Here is a 20535-nt window from a genome sequence, read left to right on the forward strand (position 1 = left end):
CCAGACCATGCCCCAGCTCGTCCTGATCCGCCACGGCCAGTCGGCGTGGAACCTGGAAAACCGCTTCACCGGCTGGTGGGATGTCGACCTGACTGACCAGGGCGTCGCGGAGGCGCGCGCGGCCGGGCAGCTGCTCGCGGAAAAGGGCCTCGATTTCGATCTGTGCTTTACCAGTCTCCAGTCGCGCGCGATCCGCACGCTCAACCTGGTGCTGGAGGAAATGGGGCGGCTGTGGCTGCCGGTCGAGAAGGACTGGCGGCTCAATGAGCGCCATTACGGCGGGCTGACCGGGCTCAACAAGGCCGAAACCGCGGCGAAGCACGGTGAGGAACAGGTGCATGTGTGGCGGCGCAGCTTCGACGTGCCGCCACCGCCGATGGAACCGGGCGGCGCGTTCGATCTCTCGAACGATCGGCGCTATGCCGGCATCGCGGTCCCGGCGACCGAGAGCCTGAAGGACACGATTGCGCGCGTTCTGCCCTATTGGGAAGCGCGGATCGCGCCCGAACTGCGCGCGGGCAAGCGCGTCGTCATATCCGCCCACGGCAATTCGCTGCGCGCGCTGGTCAAGCATCTCTCGGGCATCTCCGACGCCGACATCACGGGTCTGGAAATCCCCACCGGCCAGCCGATTGTCTATGAACTGGACGATCAGCTGGGCGCGACCGACCGCTATTATCTGAACGAGCGGTAACGGCATGCTCGCGCTGCGCCCCGCGCGCGCGAATGACCTCGACGCGCTGCGCGGGCTGATGGCGCGGGCAATCGCCACGCTGCAGCGCGATTTCCTGACCCCGGCCCAGATCGAGGCGAGCCGCGCGGTGATGGGGCTCGATAGCCAGCTCATCGCCGACGGCACCTATTTCGTGGTGGAAGCCGCCGGCGACCTGGCCGGATGCGGCGGATGGAGCCGGCGTGCCACCCTGTACGGCAGCGATGCCAGCACGACGCTGCGCGAGCCGCGTCTGCTCGACCCCGCGACCGACGCTGCGCGCATCCGGGCGATGTACACTGATCCCCGCCATGCCCGGCGCGGCGTCGGACGCATGATCCTGGCTGCCTGCGAGCGCGCAGCGGTCGGCGAAGGCTTCACCCGGGCCGAGCTGATGGCGACGATGGCCGGCGTGCCGCTCTATCGCGCCGCAGGATACCGCCCGGTCGAAGCCGTGACGGAGCATCGCGGCGGCGAGCCGGTCCCGTTGCTGCGCATGACCCGCGCGATCGGCGCGGCGGCATCCGTCCTTGCCCCACCCCCCGACGCGCTCTAGAGGCTGCGCTTCCTGAATTCGGGCTCCGGGACTTGGGCATGACACCATTGGTCGGCATCATCATGGGCAGCACTTCCGATTGGGAGACGATGCGCCATGCCGCCGACGCGCTCAGCGAACTGGGCGTCGCGCACGAGGTCAAGGTCGTCTCCGCCCATCGGACACCGAAGCGGCTGGTCGATTATGCCGAACAGGCGGCCGGGCGCGGGCTGAAGGTCATCATCGCCGGCGCCGGCGGGGCCGCGCACCTGCCCGGCATGGCGGCGGCGATGACGCACCTGCCGGTGCTGGGCGTACCCGTCGAATCCAAGGCACTGAGCGGCATGGACAGCCTGTTGTCGATCGTCCAGATGCCCGGCGGCATCCCCGTGGGCACGCTGGCGATCGGCAAGGCGGGCGCGACCAATGCCGGGTTGCTGGCGGCAGCGATCCTGGCGACGCACGACGCGGCGCTGGGCGAGCGACTGGTGGCATGGCGCGCGCGCCAGACCGAAGATGTGGTGATCGACCCGCAATGACGACGCCCGGCCTGCTGCCCCCCGGATCGACGATCGGGATCATCGGTGCCGGCCAGCTGGGCCGGATGATCGGCGTGGCGGCGGTTCAGCTCGGCTATCGCACCCACATCCTGGCACCCGAGAGCGGGCCGGCCAACGATGTCTGCTTCGCGTTCACCCGCGCCGCCTATGACGATCCCGACGCGCTCGCCGCCTTTGCCGAGGCAGTCGATGTCGTCACCTATGAGTTCGAGAACATCGCCGCCGATCCGATCGCGGCGATTGCTGCAACCGTGCCGGTACGCCCGTCGGTCGCGGCGTTGCGCGTCGCCCAGGACCGGACCGCGGAAAAGCGCTTTGTCGAGGATCTGGGCGGGCGCGCGGCTCCCTGGCGCGAGGTCGACAGCCGCGCCGGACTGGATGCGGCGATCGCCGCGATCGGTTGCCCCGCGATCCTCAAGACGACGCGGTTCGGCTATGACGGCAAGGGGCAGGCCCGGCTGCACACCCCCGCCGACGCCGATGCGGCATGGGCCGCGATCGGTGCCGCGCCGGCGATCCTCGAGGGGTTCGTGCGGTTCGCCCACGAATTTTCGATCGTGCTGGCCCGCGGTGCCGACGGGTCGATCATGGGCTACCCGCCGCCGGTCAATGTACATGCCGATGGCATTCTTGCCAGTTCCGCCCTCCCCGCCCCCGCGATGGTCGCAAGCCAGTGGACCGAGGCCGCGGCGCTGGCCGGCCGGGTGGCCGAGCGGCTCGACTATATCGGCGTGCTGACGCTCGAGTTCTTCGCCACCGACGCCGGGCCGGTGTTCAACGAAATGGCGCCGCGCGTCCACAATAGCGGCCACTGGACGATCGAGGGCGCGCAGACCAGCCAGTTCGAAAATCATGTCCGCGCGATCTGCGGCCTGCCGCTCGGGCCGACGGGGCTGACCGCCCGAGCGGTGCGGATGGAGAACCTGATCGGGGATCAGGTGACGCGCTGGCCGGACCTGATCGCGCAGGATGACGCGCATCTGCATCTCTATGGCAAGCATGAGGCCCGCCCGGGGCGCAAGATGGGGCATGTCACCCGGATCGAACGCTAGCCGCCGCCAGCTGGGACGATCTTGCTGCAGTGCGCCAAGTTCGACCCGGCTGACGCTACGACAACGCCGCTGGACCTGCCAACTGCCATCTTGACGCGCCCTGCTGCATCAGCGAAGGCTTGGGGCGATGAAAAAGCTCCTTCTGTCGCTGGCAACCGCCTCTGTTGCCCTCGCCCTCACCGCCTGCGGTGAGCCCGAACCGGAAGTCGTGGATTCGCGCGCGCCCGATCCGCTCGCCGCCGAAAAGGCCAAGAAGGGCCCGGTCGAGCTGCCCCCGTCGATCCGGGCCAGCGTCAGCTTCCGCTGTGAGGACAACAGCCTGCTGTACGTCGACTTCTTCAATGGCGACAAGCTCGCCAATATCCGCCTGGACACGAAGGACGGCCTGCCGACCCAGTTGCGCGCGGAAAATGCCGGCGATCCCTATACCGGCAGCGATTACACGCTGAAGGGCGACGAAAAGAACGTCACTCTTACCAAGCCGGGCGGCGGTACGCTGAGCTGTCACCTCTGATCGCGCGATCGCCCGATTTCCTTTCGATCGGGGGCCGGTGGCACATGCCGCCGGCCCCTTTTTATCGACCGCATGATCCCGATGCGTCTCGACTTCGCCCGCATCAGGCGGGATAGTCGGGCGAACATGGCTCGAAAGGAACAGGACGCGGCATGGCGACGATCGCGATCTACAGCCTGAAGGGAGGCGTGGGGAAAACCACGCTGACCGTCAATCTGGCGTGGTGCGCGGCGATGCTGTCGGCGCGGCGAACGCTGGTATGGGATCTCGATCCCCAGGCCGCGAGCAGCTTTCTGCTCGCCCCCGAAAAGCGCGCCAAGGACCAGGCGCAGGCGGTGTTCACGAAGGACGTCGAGGTCGCCAAGCTGATTCGTCCGACGGCGTTCGAGCGGATCGACCTGATCGCCGCCGATACCTCGCTGCGCGGACTCGACATCGTCTTTCACCAGCTCGACAAGAAGAAGCGGCTGGCCAAGCTGCTCGGCGATCTGGGCCAGAGCCATGACCATGTGCTGCTCGATTGCCCGCCGGGACTGACCGAAACGAGCGAACAGGTGATGCGCGCCGCCGACCTCATCGTCGTGCCCGTGATCCCGTCGACGCTGTCCACGCGCGCCTTTGGTGAAGTGAGCGCGCATCTCGATCGCATCGGGGCGAAGAAGCTGCGGGTTCTGCCCGTGCATTCGATGGTCGATCGCCGCCGCCGCCTGCATGGCGAGGCGATCGCGCGGCACCCCGACTGGCCGGTCATTCCCGCCGCCAGCGCGATCGAGGCGATGGCAGCGACCGGCAAGCCGGTGGGATCGACCGCGCCGCGCAGCAAGCCGGCCCAGGCATTCGCCGCGCTGTGGCAGCGGATCGAGCAACTGTTGGTCCAGGAAAAATGACGCGATGTCGGGCCTGAACGAGCTCGACCCCGGCATGGTGCTCAAGGCCTATGCGATGGGCGTTTTCCCCATGGCCGATCATCGCGCGGCACAGAGCGTCTACTGGGTCGAGCCCAAGCTGCGCGGCATCCTGCCCATCGACCGTTTTCACCTGTCGCGATCGTTGCGCAAGACGATCGCCGCCGATCGCTATCGCGTCACCGCCGACGCCGCGTTCGCCGACGTCATCCGCCTGTGCGCCGAGGCCGCGCCCGACCGGCCCGATACCTGGATCAACGGCCCGATCGAGCGAGTCTTCCTTCGGCTCCACGCGCTGGGCTTCGCGCATTCGGTGGAATGCTGGGACGGCGACCGGCTGGTCGGCGGGCTGTATGGACTGGCGCTCGGCCGGGCCTTTTTCGGTGAGAGCATGGTCAGCCGCGCGCGCGATGCCTCAAAGGTGGCGCTCGCCTGGCTGGTCGCACGGCTGCGGATCGGCGGCTTCACGCTGCTCGACTGCCAGTTCCAGACCGATCACCTTGCCTCGATGGGAACGATCGAGGTCGCGCGCGCCGACTATATGGCGTTGCTCGGTGCCTCGCTCGGCGCGACCGCCGGGGGCGTCGCCGTCGGCGCGCCTTCGGTCGAGGGGGACTGGTCGGCGCTCGACCGTCTGGGGCCGGATGCCGGGCCGGGCGCACTGCCCGCCGCCACCGTATCGGGCCCGGTCGCCGGAAAGGTCATCGCACAGCTTTTGGGCCAGACGTCGTAGACCGCGTGGCGCACGACGTTGAGCGCGGGGCGTTCGGCGAAGACCCAGCCCGAGAAGGCGCGACCGGCGCTGTTGTCCGACTGGCGCACGATCAGCTGGACGAACGCGCCGGTCAGCTGTTCGGCCTCCCACGGCGCGGTGCGCTCGCATGCGCGCAGCCGGACGATCGCGTCACCGAAGCGCGCGCTCTGTCCGGGCTTCAGCCGGAACTCGCGGGTCTCGCCATTGCGCTTGTTGAGTACGCCGATCACCGCCACGCGATCGGCCATCGGCGTGGCCCCCGGGACGCTGGCGGCGGCGCCGTCGTCGACGGTCACGACGTCGCTGCCCACCGTCGCCTCCGGAACCGCGATCGCGATCGTGCTGGAGACCGGCTTCCGGGTCGTGCTGGCGACAAAGCCGCGATAACCGAACCACGCCGCCGCCGCGAGCACGCCCGCGATCGCGACGCCGATAAGGACACGACGCGCGGTCACGCGTCGGGCGTCCACGCCTCATAATCGCCGGCGGCGGCATGACGGTGGCCGCCGCGGTCGAGCGCGCCGGGCGGACGGTACGCCGCCGGGGTGCCGGTCAGGTTGGGGACGGGAAGCTGTTGCCACGCGCGCGGCGGCGGCAGCGCGTCGTCGGGAACGCCCTCGATCTGGTGATGCAGCCAGCTGAACCAGGCGGGCGGCACCCGGCTGGGGTCGTTCGCGCCCTTGTAGATCACCCAGCGGCGCGGCTGGCCGTTGGTGTCCGTCCCGCCCTGGAAATATCGGTTGCCGAGCGGGTCGACGCCGACCTTGCGCATGCCGCGCAGCGCCAGCGTGGTGCCGATGGTGGCACCGTTCCACCAGGTGAAGATCGACGACAGGATACCCATATGCGCCCGATAGCTGCTTGGCCCGGCGACGACAACCGCCGATGCGATCGACAGCCGGCGCGCTAACCTGCCGGGGCGTCGAACCCCTCGAAGCGCACCCGATCGCCCGGTGCGATTCCCAGCGCGGCGGCGCGGCCGGCGCGAAGCTCGAGGACGGCCGACACGGGCTCGCCCGACGGGATCTGATCTTCGGAAAAGGGCGTGGTGCCCGCCGCGATCCGCGCGATCGTCCCATCGGGGCGAATATAGATGATGTCGAGCGAGGTCGGGGTGTTCTTCATCCAGAAGCTCGCCTCGCGCGGGCCGCTGCCATCCGGCGGATAGGGATAGAAGAGCATCCCGCCATTTTCCGGAATGTCGCGACGGAACATCAGGCCGCGCTGTTGCTGGGGTATGGTGCTGGCGGTTTCGACCTTGAACCACTGCGTGGCGCCGGCGCGCGTCTCGATCGAGACCAGGACCAACCCCGCTGCTTCCTCGGCCGCGGTCAGCGTCCGGTCGGCGCTGCCGCCATTGCATCCGGGAAGCCCGCACGCGGCGAGCAGCAAGGCGAGAGCTGGCACGCGCATGGACGCGATCAGCCGGGCTGGCGAACCGCGACCGCGAGCGGGCCCTTTTCGCCGTCGGTAATCCGCGCTTCGACGGACTGGTCGGGTTCGACATGCTCGATGCCGGCGACGCGCAATGTTTCCATATGCACGAAAATGTCGCCCGGCCGGCCGTCGCGAACCAGGAAGCCATAGCCCTTCAGGCGATTGAACCACTTGACCTTGACCGGCTCGAACGGGCCGGCGACGTCCAGCAACTGCAACCGCTCCGCACGGTCGCTGGGGCGCGCGCGCAGCGATTCGACCGCGGTCGATGTGTCGATGTCGACAATCGCGCGCGCCTGAAAGCCGCGCTGGCGCCGCACCGCGCGGCAGGTGATCCGCGCCCCCTCGGGCAGGCTGCGGCGCTTATGTTCTTCAAGTACCGAGAAATGAACCAGAATGTCCCCGATGCCCGCATCGTCGGCAACGATGAAGCCAAAGCCGCGCGCGACATCAAACCACTTGACCGAACCGCTGACGAGCATTTCATCTGCTTCTTCGGCAGCATTGGAAACCGCAATGTCGGACGCATCGTCGATATATCGATCCGATGCGCGCGTTGTCTCAGCACGCATAGTCCACCTTCCCCCGGGGACGCTTTCTAACACGAGCGTTGGCCGTAACAAAAGTTTCTTTCGGCTATTCTGTCCCGAACAGGGTCTGCGTGTCCTCTCCCGGTGCCATCCGGAGGATTCGGCCAATGATTTCGGGTGCATGTCCCGCCCGAAGCATGGCAGCGAACTGGCGCTCGCGCACCGCGCCTTCGGCCCGGGCGTCGGCAAAGGGACCAAAGCGCCGGCGGCGCGCAAAGCGCAGCGCGCTTTCCACCGCCTGCCCGGCGATGACGGGGGCAATGTCCTCCGCATCCTCGCCGCGCACGCCCGCGTGCCACAGCGCCGCGTCGACGCGGCGCGCGCCCAGGCCGCGTCGGGCCATCGCCGTCGCCTTGGCCTCGCCATAGGCACGGTCGTCGACATAGCCGAGGTCGGCGAGCCGGTCCGCGAGCGCGACCGGGTCCGGGCGCGCGTCCGCCCAGCCACGCTCGGCGAGCTTGCGATCAAGATAGGCCACCAGCTTCGCGCGTGTCGTGGCGTAGCGTTCGACATAGCGCAGCGCGAGACGATCAAGCGTCGGCGCGTCGATCGGCGGTGCCCGACCGGGCGACTTGGATGGACGCCGCGTCATGCGCCATGATTATGCCACAGTGCGCACCGATTCTAGGGGTCGATAATCAGTCTGGCCGAGGTGCGCGCGACATCGCGCCGCCGACGGACCGGCAGCGAAGGGCGCGAGTTGGACTTGATGACAGCACAGATTTCGCAAGAACCGGTTAAGGCGGTCGACACGCAAACGCAGGTCCCGACGGCATTGGAAGACGATCTGCCCCGTCGCTTCGCGGATTTCGCGACGCTGGGCGAAGCGCTCGACTATGCCGCCCGTGGACGGCGCGGCCTCAATTTCCATGATGCGCGCGGCCAGCTGGCGCGTGCCTATCCGTTTTCCGAGCTGCGCCGGGATGCCATCGATCAGGCGCAGCGCCTGATCGCCGCGGGCGTCGTCCCGGGCGATCGCATCGCGCTGGTCGCCGAGACGGGTGCCGATTTCGCCAGCCTGTTCTTCGGCGTCGTCTATGCCGGCGCGTGGCCCGTGCCGCTGCCGCTGCCAACCAGTTTCGGCGGGCGCGATGCCTATGTCGACCAGCTTTCGGTCCAGCTGAACAGCTGCGACCCCAAATTTCTGTTCTATCCCGAATCGCTGGCGGCGATGGCCGGGGATGCTGCACGCCAGTGCGGGGTCGAGGGCGTCGACTGGGATTCGTTCGCGCGCCGCCAGGCCCCGGCAGCCGAGCTGCCCCAGGCCGGTCCGGACGATATCGCCTATCTGCAATATTCCAGCGGATCGACGCGCTTTCCGCATGGTGTGGTGATCACCCATCGCGCGCTGCTCAACAACCTGGCGGCACACGCGCACGGCATGCAGCTCGAACCGCGCGACCGCTGCATCTCGTGGCTGCCGTGGTATCACGATATGGGGCTGGTCGGCTGCTTCCTGTCGCCGATCGCCAATCAGGTGTCGACCGACTACCTCAAGACCGAGGATTTCGCGCGGCGGCCGCTCGCCTGGCTCGACCTGATCACCCGCAATCCAGGCACGTCGATCAGCTATTCGCCGACCTTCGGCTTCGACATCTGCGCGCGCCGCATCTCCAGCCAGACGCGCGCCGCCGACCGGTTCGACCTGTCGCGCTGGCGGCTGGCCGGCAACGGTGCCGACATGATCCGCCCGGACGTGATGCAGAGCTTTGTCGACGTCTTCGCCGAAGCGGGGTTCAAGGCGTCGGCCTTCCTGCCCAGCTATGGTCTGGCGGAGGCGACGCTGGCAGTATCGATCATGCCGCCGGGCGAAGGGATCGTCGTCGAGCTGGTCGAGGAAACCCAGCTGTCGGGCGGCGTCGCGCGCGCCGATCGTCCGCAGCGGTTCCGCGCCATCGTCAATTGCGGCAAGCCCGTGCGCGACATGGAAATCCAGATCCGCGAGGAGGACGGCACGCCGCTCCCTGACAAGGCGATCGGCAAGGTGTGGTGCCGCGGCACGTCGGTGATGGAGGGCTATTTCCGGGACCTGGAGGCAACCGCCGCATGCATGTCCGACGGTTGGCTCGATACCGGCGACATGGGGTACATGTCGGACGGCTACATCTACATCGTCGGCCGGGCCAAGGACATGATCATCATCAACGGCAAGAACCACTGGCCGCAGGACATCGAGTGGGCCGTAGAGCAATTGCCGGGGTTCAAGGCCGGCGACATTGCCGCCTTCGCGATCACCACCCCGGGCGGCGAGGAGACGCCCGCAGTGCTGGTGCAGTGCCGTACGTCGGACGAGGCCGAGCGGCTGCGGTTGCGCGACGAGATTCGCGAGCGGGTGCGCTCGGTGACGGGGATGAACTGCGTCGTCGAACTGGTGCCGCCGCGCACGCTGCCGCGTACCAGTTCGGGCAAGCTCAGCCGCGCCAAGGCCCGCAACCTCTATCTTGCCGGCGAGATCAAGCCGTACGACCTGGCCGCCTGACCGCCAACGGCCTCTCGCGTAATTTGATCGAATTTGATCTCAAGCGAAACGGCTCGCTAACCATCGGCTGGTAAGCGTGGCGCGGTGAGCAAGCCGCAACGCCCCCTTTTGTCCGAGCCGCGCATCGATAACGGCGCGCTTTTGGGGCTGCGCGACTCTGCGGAGGGCGCGAACTGGGGCGCTATGCGTGCGGCACAGCTCAATGCGGCACGGCAGTTGGCGTTGTTTACCGGCGGCGCCAACCTGATCTGCGCGGCATTGATGATCCTGCTCTTCCGGCCGGATGTTCCGGCCTGGCAACTGATGAGCTGGGGCGCGACGGTGGCGTCGGTGGCGCTGGCCATCGTGTTTCGGCGATTGGCGCGAAAAGCGGCCGTTTCCTATATCGCCAGCGCGTCGGAGATCCGCGACACCGTCCTTGAAGGCGTCGCCCTGGCAGCGGTTTGGAGCGTCCCTCCCCTCTTGTTCGCGGCCGGTGCCATCCCCCAGCAGCAGTTCGGCGTCTGCCTCATCCTCGGCGTGCTCATGGTCGGCGTCGCGATTTCGATGGCATCGCTCCCGCTCGCCGGGTTGACCTTTCTGCTCGTGACTGGCGGCGCGGCATCGGCAATGATCTACCTCGGCGGTTCGGCGATCGGCGCGTCGCTTTCACTGCTTTTCACGGGACTGCTGCTGCTGGCCTGCTTCACCCGGGGCAAGGCGCTCGTGATGCTGCGTGCCAGTCAGATCGCACTGGCCGAGCGCGACGAGACCGTCAGCATGCTGCTGCGCGAGTTCGAGGATTCGGGCGCGGACTGGCTGTGGGAGATCGACGCACAGCGGCGGGTGGTGCGCGCGTCGCCCCGCTTTGCGCAGTCGATCGGCGTCGATCCGACGACGATCAACGACCGGCCCTTTCTCGAAGTGCTCGCCGGTCCGGCCTGGCACAGCGGCGACGTGCCGGCGGGACTGCGCGTCCTTGCAGAGAAGCTGAAGGGCCGCGAGGCTTTTCGCGACCTGCTGCTGCCGGTCGACGTCAATGGCGAGGAACGGTGGTGGGAAATGGCCGCCAGCCCGAAATATGACGATCGCGGCATGTTCATCGGCTTTCGCGGGGTCGGCTCCGATGTCACCGAAGCGCGCCAGACCCAGGACAAGATCAACCGCATGGCGCGCCTCGACATGCTCACGGGGCTTCCGAACCGCCTCCTGATCAACGAGACGCTGGCGCGGGCGATGGCGGATGCCGAACGTTGGGGCGGGCGTTGCGCCTTCATGATGATCGACCTGGACCGGTTCAAGGCGGTCAACGACTCGCTGGGACATCCGATTGGCGATCGGCTGCTGGGCCAGGTGTCCGAGCGGCTGGCGCGGCTGGTCAACGACAATGAGATGGTCGGTCGCCTGGGCGGCGACGAGTTCGCGGTGGTCGTCCGCGACGCCAGCGACACCGCGCGGATCGAGGCGCTGGCGCATACGATCATCACCACGCTGTCGCAGCCCTACGAAGTCGACCATCACACCATGTATATCGGCGCCAGCGTCGGCGTGGCGATCGGGCCGCGCGACGGGCGGACGGCGGAAATGCTGATCCGTTCGGCCGATCTGGCGCTCTATCGCTCGAAGGATTCGGGCGGTGGCGCCTACCACACCTATGAGCCGCAGCTGCATGTCCGCGCCGAAGAGCGCCGGGTGCTCGAAATCGAGCTTCGCAGCGCGCTGGACCGCGACGAATTGCATCTGGCCTATCAGCCGGTCGTCGACGCGGGGACCGGCGCGCTCACCGGGTTCGAAGCGCTGCTGCGCTGGACCCATCCGGAAATGGGCGTGATCTCGCCGGCGAAGTTCGTGCCGCTGGCCGAAGATGCGCGCCTGATCGCCCCGATCGGCGACTGGGTGCTGCGCACCGCCTGTGCCGAAGCGGTGAAGTGGGGCGAGCCCGTCCGTGTCGCGGTCAACGTGAGCGCCGAACAGCTCCACAATCCCGGTTTCGTCAACGTCGTCGCGGATACGTTGATGCGCACCGGCCTGCCGCCGGGGCGCCTCGAGCTCGAAGTCACCGAAAGCGCCTTCATGCGCGAGGGCACCGGCGCGGTTCAGGTGCTCGAACGCATCCTCGATCTTGGGGTGCGGCTGAGCCTTGACGACTTCGGCACCGGCTATTCGTCGCTTGGCTATCTGAGCCGCACCCGCTTCACGTCGATCAAGATCGACCGCTCCTTCGTCCAGGCGGCGTCGAAAGGCGAAAAGGAAGCAATCGCGATCATCCGCGCCGTCGTCGCGCTCGCCCAGTCGCTGGGCATGGCGACGACCGCCGAGGGCGTCGAGACCGAGGACGAGCACCGCATGGTCCAGGCATTGGGCTGCACCAAGGTACAGGGTTACTATTTCGGCCGTCCGCTGCCGGTGGAGGAAGCCCGGCGCCTCACGACCGGCCGCGACGCCGCCAGCGCCGCCGCCTGAGAAACGCTTGCCCTGCCCGGCACCGAACGCTAGGGACCTGCGCTGCACAGGAGTGTAGCTCAGTTGGTAGAGCATCGGTCTCCAAAACCGAGGGCCGGGGGTTCGAGTCCCTCCACTCCTGCCACATCGGCGACCTGATGAAGGTCTGGCGATGAGGCCGACCCGGGCCGTATCTCACGCCGCCGGTCGGCGCTTCCCGGCATAGAGCAGACCCGACGACACCCGGATCAGATGCGTCTCGAAGAGGCGCGCCAGGATCGGGTCGATGCCCTGCCAGAACGTGGTCGCGCGCTCGGGAATGTCCTCGATCACGAACCACTGGCCGGGCCTGAGCTTGCGCACCGCATAGCCGAGGACCGCCAGGTTCGCGTTGGGCGAATGCAGGCCGTCGTCGATGATCAGGTCAAGACTGTCGGGCAGGCTGGCGTCCAGCCGTTCGAAGCTCGACAGATCGGTCTGGTCGACGAAGAACGATCGGATGCGCTCCTCCGTGAACAGAATATCGCGGTCGATATCGGCACCGAAGATCTGGGCGTCCTTCAGATAGTCGCGGAACGCGCGGAGCGACGCGCCCGGCCGCCCTTCCGATCCCATATTTGAAGCGACATCGACATTGTTCGTACCCATGCCGATCTCCAACATCGCCTGCACCGCACCGATCTCGGCCAGGATGCGGCCGTAAGCGAGGTGATATTGGTGGACATTGGCCTTGTCGCTGCCATGGCCGTCGAACAGCGGTTTCATCGCGTCGGCGATCGCCCGATGCGCCGGATCGGCACAAAACGCCTCGGCATCCTCGATCGCGATCGGCGTGATGCCGCAACCCCGCACCACCTCCACCAGAAACGGAAAGGTCTGGTCGCACGCCTGCAGCGTGAGGTCGGTCAGCTGGCGTAATGATCCAGGCGCGGAATTGGGCGCAAACAGCGGCAGGCGCGCGATAACGTCCGAACGGGCCATAAAGGTGTCGCGCCGGTTCTGCACCGCCTTGACGAGCCGCGTACCCAAACTCCTGCGCGTCATCGTTCAATCCTGTATTCAGCCGGCGGAGGCAAAGCGGATAGACAAGCCCGAACGTCGGGGCAATCCACGCATTGCCCTTTCCGGTCACGGCTGTCCGTCAATTTTGCCGTCGATACAGTCTGATAGTGTGCCGGAGGTGCGGGCCATATGCGGCCTGACCCGCCATCGGCTCGTTTGGGCGCATGTCGTCACGGCAGCGCCGCGACCACGCCCCGGTGTCGACACGGATAGGTCGGCGCGGCACCATTGGCGAGGTCCGTACCACCGGTCGCCGACCACCTGTCGCGCATGCTTGCGAAAGCCGCCGTCCTTCGCTAGATACTGGTCCCAATCCGACAGCGTTGGGGGGATGGCGCCGGTTCCTGAAAGCAGGACCGGGCGGCGGACCTTTGCCAAAAGCGGTCGATGCAACAACAGGATGTTTCAAGGTGGCCAAGACTTCTCCCGCCGAGTTTTTTCGCCAGGTCAATGCCGAGCGCGCGAAGATCACGTGGCCGTCGCGGCGCGAAACGATCATGACTGCCGTCATGGTCGTCATCATGGCGACGATCCTGGGCGTCTTCTTCCTTGCGGTCGATTCGGCGTTCGACATGATCGTCAAGAGCCTGCTGGCGCTGGCCTGAGCCCGACTGCGCCCATCGCGACCCAAACAACGGAACTTTACATGGCACGCTGGTACATCATCCACGCTTATTCGGGCTTCGAGAACAAGGTTCGCGACGCGATCATGTCGGAGGCGACCCGCATGGGGCTCGACCAGCTCGTCGAGGCGATCGAGGTGCCGACCGAGAACGTCACTGAGGTGCGCCGGGGCAAGAAGGTCCAGTCGGAGCGCAAGTTCATGCCGGGCTATGTGCTCGCCAAGCTCGAGCTGAACGACGACGTCTATCACCTGGTCAAGAACACGCCGAAGGTGACGGGCTTCCTGGGTTCGTCGGGCAAGCCCCAGGCGATCAGCGAAGCCGAGGCGACGCGGATGCTCAATTCGAAGGAAGAGACCGCCGCCGCGCCGAAGCAGAAGGTCAAGGTCGATTTCGAGATCGGTGATCAGGTCAAGGTGCTCGACGGCCCCTTCGCCAGCTTCAACGGGCTGGTCGAAGAGCTCGATTTCGACAAGTCGAAGGTCAAGGTGTCGGTGTCGATTTTCGGTCGCGCCACCCCGGTCGAACTCGATTTCGAACAGGTCGAGCGCAGCAAATAATCAAGATGCCGACGGCGACGCGCGGGTGATCATATGACGCCGCCCGCCCCCGCTCCGCCCGCGCGCCGCGTCTTGCTGCTCGGCGCGACGGGGACGATTGGTCGCGCGACCGCGCGCGCGCTCGTCACGCGCGGGCATCACGTCGTCTGCCCGGTCCGGCGCAGCGCCCGGACGCTCGCCGAGCTCGACGGTGCGCAACTGCACGTCGCGGAAGCCGCCAGCGCGGGGGCGCTTGCCCGCGACGCGATTCGCGCGGGGGGCTTCGATGTCCTGATCTCCTGCCTTGCGTCGCGCACCGGCGTCCCCGCGGACGCTTGGGCGATCGACCATGCCGCGCATGTCGAGGCATTGGCGGCCGCACAGGCCGCGGGGATCGGCCGCATGATCCAGCTGTCGGCGATCTGCGTACAGACCCCCCGCCTCGCCTTTCAGCACGCCAAGCTGGCCTTCGAGGCCGCGTTGATGCAGTCCGGGCTCGACTGGACGATTGTCCGCCCGACCGCCTTCTTCAAATCGCTGTCGGGTCAGGTCGAGCGCGTCCGGCGGGGCAAGCCCTTCATGGTCTTCGGCGACGGCCGGCTGACCGCGTGCAAACCGATCAGCGACCGCGATCTCGCGACATTTCTGGCCGATTGCATCGACGCCCCGGCGCGGATCAATCGCATTCTGCCGATTGGCGGGCCGGGTCCCGCGATCACCCCGCGCGACCAGGGCGAGATGCTGTTCGAACTGACGGGACGGCCTGCGCGTTTCACCCACGTCCCGGTCAGGATGCTCGACGCGGTCATCGCCGCGCTCGACGCGGGCGGGCGCGTGAGCACGCGCCTCGCAGCCAAGGCCGAGCTCGCGCGAATCGGGCGCTATTATGCGACCGAATCGATGCTGGTGCGCGACGAGGCAACGGGCGCCTATGACGCCGATGCCACGCCCGCGTTCGGCAATGACCGGCTGCGCGATCATTACGCACGGCTGATCGCGGGAGAGATCGACGCAGCACTGGGCGATCACGCCGTCTTCTGACGCGCGCCGCGCCTGCACTTCAGCGGGTGAAGCCGAAACGCCGCATCAATTCCGCGCGCGTGAAGAGGCGCGGCTTTCCCCCTCCGGCGAGCGGCCTGAAGTTTCCTGTTTCGAGCTGATACACGCCCGGGCGCACTTCGCGATACCACGGCCGGTCGATCGGTGCGGCATGCGTGCGAAGGTGTTCCAGATAGGCATCCAGCGTCTCGAACGTCCTGCCGCCGGAATCGGGCAGTCGTTTCGGGGGTGTGCCCGATTGCGGCGGAGATGAAGCGTCCTTTTCAGAAACATGACCGGCGTGCTCCGATCGGCGCGACGCCATCGCATCATCGGAAATATTGACGCTGCCCAGGGCCATTAGGCAGGCGAGACCTGTCAATACAACCATGCCCGATCCTTCTGCAAAAGAGTGTTTGAAGTCATCGCCGATCCATGATCCTTTGTCGTCATCGGGGGCGATGTCGATGCCCCGGCGTTAGCAGGAAAGGGTCGTTCATGTATCTCGACATCGAAGCACTGGGTGCGGCGAAGGCTGAACAGTCGGTGGTGAACTGCGGCTGTATGGCCTGCCAGGGCAAGGCGTTCGGCAATCGCGACGGCAATTACGACATTCCCGCGACGATCGCCGGAATCGTCCCCGGAACCGTACCGGCGACGATCAAGGTCGATTCGGACGCGACGCTGGGCGGAACGCTGACCGCCGATGGTCAGGGCGTCTTTTCGCTCACCCTGGTGGCCGGCCAGACCTATTCCTTCGCACTGCGCGGTGCGGGCGAGGACCCGCTCGCCGACCCGCTGCTCGCGCTGTTCAGCGGCACCGGCTCGTTGATCAGCTTCGACGACGATGGCGGCGTCGGCATCACCTCGCTCCTGACCTTCACCGCCACGACCAGCGGCACCTATTTCGTCACCGCGCAATCCTTCGATCCCGCCGATGACGGCGACTACACCCTCGACATCTGGGTTCAGCGGCCGACCGACCAGGTTCCCGACACCTTCGCCGGTGCCGTGGAAATCGAGCTCGGCACGACGTTCGGTCACATCGAGACCAGCCAGGATACCGACACCTACAAGATCTATCTCGAGGCCGGCAAAGTCTACCTTTTCGATCTGGCGGGGGGGACCGATTACCGGACCAATCCCAACGCCGTTCCGAGCGGTGAACTCGACACGATCCTCGCGCTCTATGACGCGGGCGGCAATCTCGTCACGTTCAACGACGATCTCAGCTTCCCAACCGATCTCAGCTCGGGGCTGATCTTCGTGCCGGAAGAGAGCGGATACTATTATCTCGATACGCTCGCTTACCCCAATCAGACCGGCGGCTATACGCTCGACGTGCGCGAGGTCGACCCCAGCCAGTTCGATCCGCTCGATTCGATCAACTGGGCGAACGCCAACAATGTCGAGTTCGTCGACGTCAACGGCGTGCCGACCGCTTACGTCTATTTCGGCGATTCCGACGAAAATTTCGGCCAGACCGGTGACGATGGCGGGCCGATGGTGACCATCGACTGGAACGACTTCGAAAAGCAGCAGGTGATGCTCGCGCTCCGGGAATTCGAGCGTGTCCTGGGCGTGAAGTACGAGATCACCGAGGACGTCAACCAGGCGACGTTCCGCCTGCTCAAGACCGAGTCCGAACAATATGGCGCGTATTTCTTCCCCCAGGGTCCCGCGTTCGGCGACGACCAGGGCGTCGGCGTCTTCAACGTCCTGAGCGGGGGGTGGAGCTTCGATCAGCAGCAGAGCCTGTTGCAGGGCGGCTATTCCTTTGCCGTCATCCTTCACGAATTCGGCCATGCGCACGGGCTCGCCCACCCGCATGACAATGGCGGTGGCTCGGAAGTCCTGCTGGGCGTGACCTCGGCGACCGGCACGCTCGGCCTCTACGACCTCAACCAGGGCGTCTACTCTACGATGTCGTACAACGACGCGTGGCAGCTCAATCCTGCCGGCCCGACGCCGTTCACCGCGGCGGGGCTGGACAATGGCTGGTCGGGGACGCTGGGGGCGTTCGACATCGCCGTCCTGCAGGCGCGCTATGGCGTGAACCCCTACAACACCGGGAACAATGTCTACGAGCTGCGCGACGTCAACGAACTCGGCACCTTCTACACCACCATCATCGACACGAGCGGCGTCGATGAAATCCGCTATTCGGGCGCGCTCGACGCACAGATCGATCTGACCGCAGCGACGCTGGACTATTCGCCGACGGGCGGCGGGGTCGTGTCGTTCGTCGATGGCATCTGGGGCGGATATACGATCGCCAACGGCGTCGTCATCGAAAACGCCAGCGGCGGCAGCGGCAACGACGTCCTGCTCGGCAATGCCAGCGCGAATACGCTGAACGGCAATGGCGGCGACGACCTGTTGATCGGCCGTGGCGGCGCGGACGTGCTGAACGGCGGGGCCGGGTTCGACACGATCAGCTATGTCGACGCGGAAAGCGGCGTGCGCGTCACCGTCGGCAACAGCGGGGCGGGCTCCAGCAGCGACGGCGATCGCTTCACGGGCATCGAGCGCGTCATCGGCAGCGCGTTCGCCGATACGTTGAGCGGCGGCAACGGCGACGATGTGCTGGAGGGCGGTGCCGGCAATGACCGCGTCGATGGCGGCAACGCCAATGACCGGCTGTTCGGCGGCGCGGGCGACGACACGATCGACGGCGGCAACGGGACCGACCGGCTGGCGGGCGACGCCGGCAACGATCGGCTCGACGGCGGCAACGACAATGACGCGCTGGCCGGCGGCAGCGGCAATGACCGGCTGGACGGCGGAAATGGCCGCGACACCATCGACGGTGGCGAGGGCGACGACACGATCGACGGCGGCAACGACAATGACAGCATGTGGGGCGGGAGCGGCAACGACCGCATCGAAGCCGGCAACGGCAACGACACGCTGGTCGGCGGCACGGGCGCGGACAGCCTCTATGGCGGGAATGGCAACGACACGCTGTGGGGCGGCGAAGGCGACGACCGGCTGGAAGGCGGCAACGGTTCCGACACCTTCCTGTTCGCGCCGGGCGGCGGCACCGACACCATCGTCAATTTCGACCGCGGCGACCGCATCGACCTGACCGCCTTCACCGGCATCGGGAGGAGCAACGTGACGATCTCTGCCGACCGCATCTTCATCGAAAATGGCGACAACGACGTCACCATCCTGTTGAGCGGGGGCGACCGCGTGACCGAAGCGGCGCTCATCTTCGCGACCTCGGGCTCGGCCAGCACGATCAGCCTGATCACGCCGCCGCCCGAACTGCTGGCGGCCTGATCCGTCGACCCGGCGGGCCGGAACCAACCGGCCCGGAGGGAAGTATCAAATGATTGCGCGGCGCACGGCTTTACGCTATGCGCCGCGCCTTCCTATTCCGCGTGAATGGAAATGTTGCGGGAGGCCGTTCGAAAGAGCGGTCGCTTGGACCGCTAAACTTGGTGCCGGCACGCCCCGCGCGTCCGGCCGATAGAGTGAGTGAAGTAAATGGCGAAGAAGATTACCGGCTATATCAAGCTGCAGGTTCCTGCAGGCAAGGCCAACCCGTCGCCGCCGATCGGCCCTGCCCTGGGTCAGCGCGGCGTCAACATCATGGAATTCTGCAAGGCGTTCAACGCGCAGACCGGCGACCAGGAAGCGGGCACGCCGCTGCCGACGGTCATCACCGTCTATGCCGACCGCTCCTTCTCGTTCGAGACGAAGACCCCGCCGGCGACCTACCTGATCAAGAAGGCTGCCAACCTGAAGTCGGGCTCGAAGGAGCCGGGCAAGGTGTCGGCAGGCAAGATCGCGCGCTCCAAGCTGAGCGAGATCGCCCAGGCGAAGATGAAGGACCTGAACGCCAACGACATCGAAGCGGCGACCCGCATCATCGAAGGCTCCGCCCGCGCGATGGGCCTCGAAGTGGTGGAGGGCTGAGATCATGGCAAAGCTGACCAAGAAGCAGAAAGCGCTGGCCCAGGCGATCGACGCCGAAAAGCTGCACGGCATTGACGAGGCGATCGCACTTGCGAAGGCGAATGCGACCGCCAAGTTCGACGAAACGATCGAAGTCGCGCTCAACCTGGGCGTCGACCCGCGTCACGCCGACCAGATGGTGCGCGGCGTCGTCACGCTGCCCGCCGGCACCGGCAAGACGGTGCGCGTCGGCGTGTTCGCCAAGGGTGCCAAGGCAGACGAAGCGCGCGAAGCCGGAGCCGATGTCGTCGGTGCCGAGGACCTGATGGAAACCATCCAGGGCGGCACGATCGAATTCGACCGCTGCATCGCCACGCCCGACATGATGGGCCTGGTCGGTCGCCTGGGCAAGGTGCTGGGCCCCAAGGGCCTGATGCCCAACCCGAAGCTGGGCACCGTCACGATGAACGTCGCCGAAGCGGTCAAGGCAGCCAAGGGCGGTCAGGTCGAATATCGCGTCGAAAAGGCCGGCATCATCCACTCCGGCATCGGCAAGGCGAGCTTCGCCGAGGCCGATCTGCGCGCCAATTTCGACGCGCTGGTCGACGCCGTGGTCAAGGCCAAGCCGTCGGGTGCCAAGGGCAAATATGTCCGCAAGATCGCGGTCAGCTCGTCGATGGGCCCGGGCATCAAGGTCGACGTGGCGGAAATCGCCGCAGCCTGATCGCTTCGACGCACGAATGAACAAGGGCCTGGCGGCGACGCCGGGCCCTTTTCATATTCGCTCTGGCGCGACGGCGTCCGCGATCTCAGCCGGCCCCGAAGTCCTCGCTTGCACGGGCGCTCGTTTCGCGTACCCCGGTCGAGGTTCGACGGGAGCAGGCCATGGTGAAGCAGTTGATCTATCGGTCGCAACCCTTCGGCTTCGACCGGGCGATGCTCGCCGGAATCCTGTCCGGCGCGCGGCGGAACAATCCCCGCGACCAGATCACCGGTGCGCTGATCTGTCGTCAGGACTTGTACCTGCAGCTGATCGAGGGCCCCGAACCGGCCATCGATGCGCTATATGAGCGGATCGTCGCTGACGATCGCCACGGCGATGTGCGACTGCTGGTCAGTGCCGAAGTCGATGCGCGGATGTTTCCGAACTGGGCAATGCTGGACGACGAGGCCCCCTCGCTGTTCTGGTCGCCCGACGAGATTGCCGCGGGCGCGCTCGACCGGGCATCGGCGGACGATCTGCGCACCGCCTTCGCCCAGGTCCGCGACCGCGTCGAATCGCGCGCGACCCCCTGATCGCTCGCGCCGATATTTGACGGCGGTCCGACGACAAGGCCAAGCCCGCTTCGAAGAGATCGACCGGGAATGGACACGGTCCTGAAGTCCGGCCGCTTTCTCCCCGTCACCACGG

At 66.7% G+C, this 20535-nt stretch carries 22 protein-coding genes, 1 tRNA gene and 1 pseudogene; 17 read left to right on the forward strand and 7 right to left on the reverse strand.

Annotation, left to right across the window (positions count from 1 at the left end; all coding sequences use genetic code 11):
• The first annotated feature begins 7 nt into the window (after positions 1-7).
• From gpmA to aat, 7 genes are all read left to right on the forward strand, one after another.
• Positions 8-694 (forward strand): 2,3-diphosphoglycerate-dependent phosphoglycerate mutase, encoded by a 687-nt coding sequence (gpmA, locus tag AX676_RS02200; RefSeq protein WP_066482612.1) that lies wholly within the window; start codon positions 8-10, stop codon positions 692-694.
• A 4-nt stretch (positions 695-698) separates the two neighbouring features.
• Positions 699-1268: a GNAT family N-acetyltransferase gene (locus AX676_RS02205; protein ID WP_066482614.1), complete on the forward strand. Its 570-nt coding sequence runs from the start codon at positions 699-701 to the stop codon at positions 1266-1268.
• 38 nt (positions 1269-1306) lie between these two features.
• Complete coding sequence (gene purE / locus AX676_RS02210) at positions 1307-1786, forward strand: 5-(carboxyamino)imidazole ribonucleotide mutase (protein WP_066482616.1); 480 nt, start codon at positions 1307-1309, stop codon at positions 1784-1786.
• Positions 1783-2859, forward strand: a complete 1077-nt coding sequence (locus AX676_RS02215; RefSeq protein WP_066482617.1) for a 5-(carboxyamino)imidazole ribonucleotide synthase — start codon at positions 1783-1785, stop codon at positions 2857-2859. Before purE ends, AX676_RS02215 begins: the two co-directional genes overlap by 4 nt.
• A gap of 127 nt (positions 2860-2986) precedes the next feature.
• A complete protein-coding gene (locus tag AX676_RS02220) occupies positions 2987-3373 on the forward strand; it encodes a hypothetical protein (protein WP_066482624.1) in 387 nt (128 codons plus the stop codon).
• 152 nt (positions 3374-3525) lie between these two features.
• Positions 3526-4260, forward strand: a complete 735-nt coding sequence (locus tag AX676_RS02225; RefSeq protein WP_066482627.1) for a ParA family protein — start codon at positions 3526-3528, stop codon at positions 4258-4260.
• Between the two features lie 4 nt (positions 4261-4264).
• Positions 4265-5011, forward strand: a complete 747-nt coding sequence (aat, locus tag AX676_RS02230) for a leucyl/phenylalanyl-tRNA--protein transferase (RefSeq protein ID WP_066482628.1) — start codon at positions 4265-4267, stop codon at positions 5009-5011.
• Between the two features lie 35 nt (positions 5012-5046).
• Here the strand turns inward: aat and AX676_RS16990 are convergent.
• The 5 genes and pseudogenes from AX676_RS16990 to AX676_RS02255 form a co-directional block, all read right to left on the reverse strand.
• Positions 5047-5280: pseudogene (locus AX676_RS16990) on the reverse strand (DUF2155 domain-containing protein); the annotation flags it as partial.
• Positions 5281-5483: 203 nt separating this feature from the next.
• The gene (locus tag AX676_RS02240) at positions 5484-5876 is read right to left on the reverse strand and encodes an NADH:ubiquinone oxidoreductase subunit NDUFA12 (RefSeq protein WP_066482631.1); all 393 of its coding nucleotides are present in this window, start codon (positions 5874-5876) and stop codon (positions 5484-5486) included.
• A 62-nt stretch (positions 5877-5938) separates the two neighbouring features.
• Positions 5939-6445 (reverse strand): DUF192 domain-containing protein, encoded by a 507-nt coding sequence (locus AX676_RS02245; protein ID WP_066482633.1) that lies wholly within the window; start codon positions 6443-6445, stop codon positions 5939-5941.
• Positions 6446-6453: 8 nt separating this feature from the next.
• Positions 6454-7041, reverse strand: a complete 588-nt coding sequence (locus tag AX676_RS02250) for a cold shock domain-containing protein (RefSeq protein ID WP_066482635.1) — start codon at positions 7039-7041, stop codon at positions 6454-6456.
• 64 nt (positions 7042-7105) lie between these two features.
• Positions 7106-7651 carry a RecX family transcriptional regulator gene (locus AX676_RS02255; protein ID WP_066482641.1) on the reverse strand — a complete coding sequence of 182 codons (546 nt, stop codon included), beginning with the start codon at positions 7649-7651 and terminating at the stop codon, positions 7106-7108.
• Positions 7652-7768: 117 nt separating this feature from the next.
• Here AX676_RS02255 and AX676_RS02260 point away from each other — a divergent pair, with 117 nt between their 5' ends.
• The 3 genes from AX676_RS02260 to AX676_RS02270 all read left to right on the forward strand — a co-directional run bounded on the left by AX676_RS02260 (position 7769) and on the right by AX676_RS02270 (position 12104).
• Entirely contained in the window at positions 7769-9538 is a 1770-nt protein-coding gene (locus AX676_RS02260; RefSeq protein ID WP_066482821.1) for a fatty acyl-AMP ligase, read from the forward strand.
• Positions 9539-9622: 84 nt separating this feature from the next.
• Entirely contained in the window at positions 9623-11980 is a 2358-nt protein-coding gene (locus tag AX676_RS02265) for an EAL domain-containing protein (RefSeq protein WP_066482652.1), read from the forward strand.
• A 48-nt stretch (positions 11981-12028) separates the two neighbouring features.
• Positions 12029-12104: transfer RNA gene (locus AX676_RS02270), tRNA-Trp, on the forward strand.
• Positions 12105-12154: 50 nt separating this feature from the next.
• Here the strand turns inward: AX676_RS02270 and AX676_RS02275 are convergent.
• Entirely contained in the window at positions 12155-13003 is an 849-nt protein-coding gene (locus AX676_RS02275; RefSeq protein ID WP_156437837.1) for a hypothetical protein, read from the reverse strand.
• Between the two features lie 428 nt (positions 13004-13431).
• Here AX676_RS02275 and secE point away from each other — a divergent pair, with 428 nt between their 5' ends.
• The 3 genes from secE to AX676_RS02290 are packed head-to-tail and all read left to right on the forward strand — an operon-like array spanning position 13432 to position 15224.
• Positions 13432-13626, forward strand: a complete 195-nt coding sequence (gene secE / locus AX676_RS02280; protein WP_066482657.1) for a preprotein translocase subunit SecE — start codon at positions 13432-13434, stop codon at positions 13624-13626.
• Between the two features lie 41 nt (positions 13627-13667).
• Positions 13668-14204, forward strand: coding sequence for a transcription termination/antitermination protein NusG (gene nusG / locus AX676_RS02285; RefSeq protein ID WP_066482659.1), 537 nt, complete (start codon positions 13668-13670; stop codon positions 14202-14204).
• Positions 14205-14237: 33 nt separating this feature from the next.
• Positions 14238-15224, forward strand: coding sequence for an NAD(P)H-binding protein (locus tag AX676_RS02290; RefSeq protein ID WP_066482665.1), 987 nt, complete (start codon positions 14238-14240; stop codon positions 15222-15224).
• Between the two features lie 19 nt (positions 15225-15243).
• Here the strand turns inward: AX676_RS02290 and AX676_RS02295 are convergent, their stop codons facing one another.
• Complete coding sequence (locus AX676_RS02295; protein WP_156437838.1) at positions 15244-15612, reverse strand: hypothetical protein; 369 nt, start codon at positions 15610-15612, stop codon at positions 15244-15246.
• A 107-nt stretch (positions 15613-15719) separates the two neighbouring features.
• Here AX676_RS02295 and AX676_RS02300 point away from each other — a divergent pair, with 107 nt between their 5' ends.
• The 4 genes from AX676_RS02300 (at position 15720) to AX676_RS02315 (ending at position 20420) form a co-directional block, all read left to right on the forward strand.
• Entirely contained in the window at positions 15720-18506 is a 2787-nt protein-coding gene (locus AX676_RS02300; RefSeq protein ID WP_066482670.1) for a hypothetical protein, read from the forward strand.
• A 207-nt stretch (positions 18507-18713) separates the two neighbouring features.
• Complete coding sequence (gene rplK / locus AX676_RS02305) at positions 18714-19145, forward strand: 50S ribosomal protein L11 (RefSeq protein WP_066482671.1); 432 nt, start codon at positions 18714-18716, stop codon at positions 19143-19145.
• A 4-nt stretch (positions 19146-19149) separates the two neighbouring features.
• Positions 19150-19848, forward strand: coding sequence for a 50S ribosomal protein L1 (gene rplA, locus AX676_RS02310; protein WP_066482672.1), 699 nt, complete (start codon positions 19150-19152; stop codon positions 19846-19848).
• Positions 19849-20009: 161 nt separating this feature from the next.
• Entirely contained in the window at positions 20010-20420 is a 411-nt protein-coding gene (locus tag AX676_RS02315; RefSeq protein ID WP_066482673.1) for a BLUF domain-containing protein, read from the forward strand.
• The last annotated feature ends 115 nt before the right edge of the window (positions 20421-20535 follow it).

Origin of the sequence: Sphingomonas sp. CCH21-G11, from assembly GCF_001555965.1 — a bacterium.
Taxonomy (GTDB): domain Bacteria; phylum Pseudomonadota; class Alphaproteobacteria; order Sphingomonadales; family Sphingomonadaceae; genus Sphingomonas.

What these genes read in the sequence shown, in the direction of transcription:
- gpmA (WP_066482612.1), top strand. Translation starts at nt 8, where the DNA reads ATGCCCCAGCTCGTCCTGATCCGCCACGGCCAGTCGGCGTGGAACCTG.
- AX676_RS02205 (WP_066482614.1), top strand. Translation starts at nt 699, where the DNA reads ATGCTCGCGCTGCGCCCCGCGCGCGCGAATGACCTCGACGCGCTGCGC.
- purE (WP_066482616.1), top strand. Translation starts at nt 1,307, where the DNA reads ATGACACCATTGGTCGGCATCATCATGGGCAGCACTTCCGATTGGGAG.
- AX676_RS02215 (WP_066482617.1), top strand. Translation starts at nt 1,783, where the DNA reads ATGACGACGCCCGGCCTGCTGCCCCCCGGATCGACGATCGGGATCATC.
- AX676_RS02220 (WP_066482624.1), top strand. Translation starts at nt 2,987, where the DNA reads ATGAAAAAGCTCCTTCTGTCGCTGGCAACCGCCTCTGTTGCCCTCGCC.
- AX676_RS02225 (WP_066482627.1), top strand. Translation starts at nt 3,526, where the DNA reads ATGGCGACGATCGCGATCTACAGCCTGAAGGGAGGCGTGGGGAAAACC.
- aat (WP_066482628.1), top strand. Translation starts at nt 4,265, where the DNA reads ATGTCGGGCCTGAACGAGCTCGACCCCGGCATGGTGCTCAAGGCCTAT.
- AX676_RS02240 (WP_066482631.1), bottom strand. Translation starts at nt 5,876, where the DNA reads ATGGGTATCCTGTCGTCGATCTTCACCTGGTGGAACGGTGCCACCATC.
- AX676_RS02245 (WP_066482633.1), bottom strand. Translation starts at nt 6,445, where the DNA reads ATGCGCGTGCCAGCTCTCGCCTTGCTGCTCGCCGCGTGCGGGCTTCCC.
- AX676_RS02250 (WP_066482635.1), bottom strand. Translation starts at nt 7,041, where the DNA reads ATGCGTGCTGAGACAACGCGCGCATCGGATCGATATATCGACGATGCG.
- AX676_RS02255 (WP_066482641.1), bottom strand. Translation starts at nt 7,651, where the DNA reads ATGACGCGGCGTCCATCCAAGTCGCCCGGTCGGGCACCGCCGATCGAC.
- AX676_RS02260 (WP_066482821.1), top strand. Translation starts at nt 7,769, where the DNA reads ATGACAGCACAGATTTCGCAAGAACCGGTTAAGGCGGTCGACACGCAA.
- AX676_RS02275 (WP_156437837.1), bottom strand. Translation starts at nt 13,003, where the DNA reads ATGACGCGCAGGAGTTTGGGTACGCGGCTCGTCAAGGCGGTGCAGAAC.
- nusG (WP_066482659.1), top strand. Translation starts at nt 13,668, where the DNA reads ATGGCACGCTGGTACATCATCCACGCTTATTCGGGCTTCGAGAACAAG.
- AX676_RS02290 (WP_066482665.1), top strand. Translation starts at nt 14,238, where the DNA reads ATGACGCCGCCCGCCCCCGCTCCGCCCGCGCGCCGCGTCTTGCTGCTC.
- AX676_RS02295 (WP_156437838.1), bottom strand. Translation starts at nt 15,612, where the DNA reads ATGGTTGTATTGACAGGTCTCGCCTGCCTAATGGCCCTGGGCAGCGTC.
- AX676_RS02300 (WP_066482670.1), top strand. Translation starts at nt 15,720, where the DNA reads ATGTATCTCGACATCGAAGCACTGGGTGCGGCGAAGGCTGAACAGTCG.
- rplK (WP_066482671.1), top strand. Translation starts at nt 18,714, where the DNA reads ATGGCGAAGAAGATTACCGGCTATATCAAGCTGCAGGTTCCTGCAGGC.
- rplA (WP_066482672.1), top strand. Translation starts at nt 19,150, where the DNA reads ATGGCAAAGCTGACCAAGAAGCAGAAAGCGCTGGCCCAGGCGATCGAC.
- AX676_RS02315 (WP_066482673.1), top strand. Translation starts at nt 20,010, where the DNA reads ATGGTGAAGCAGTTGATCTATCGGTCGCAACCCTTCGGCTTCGACCGG.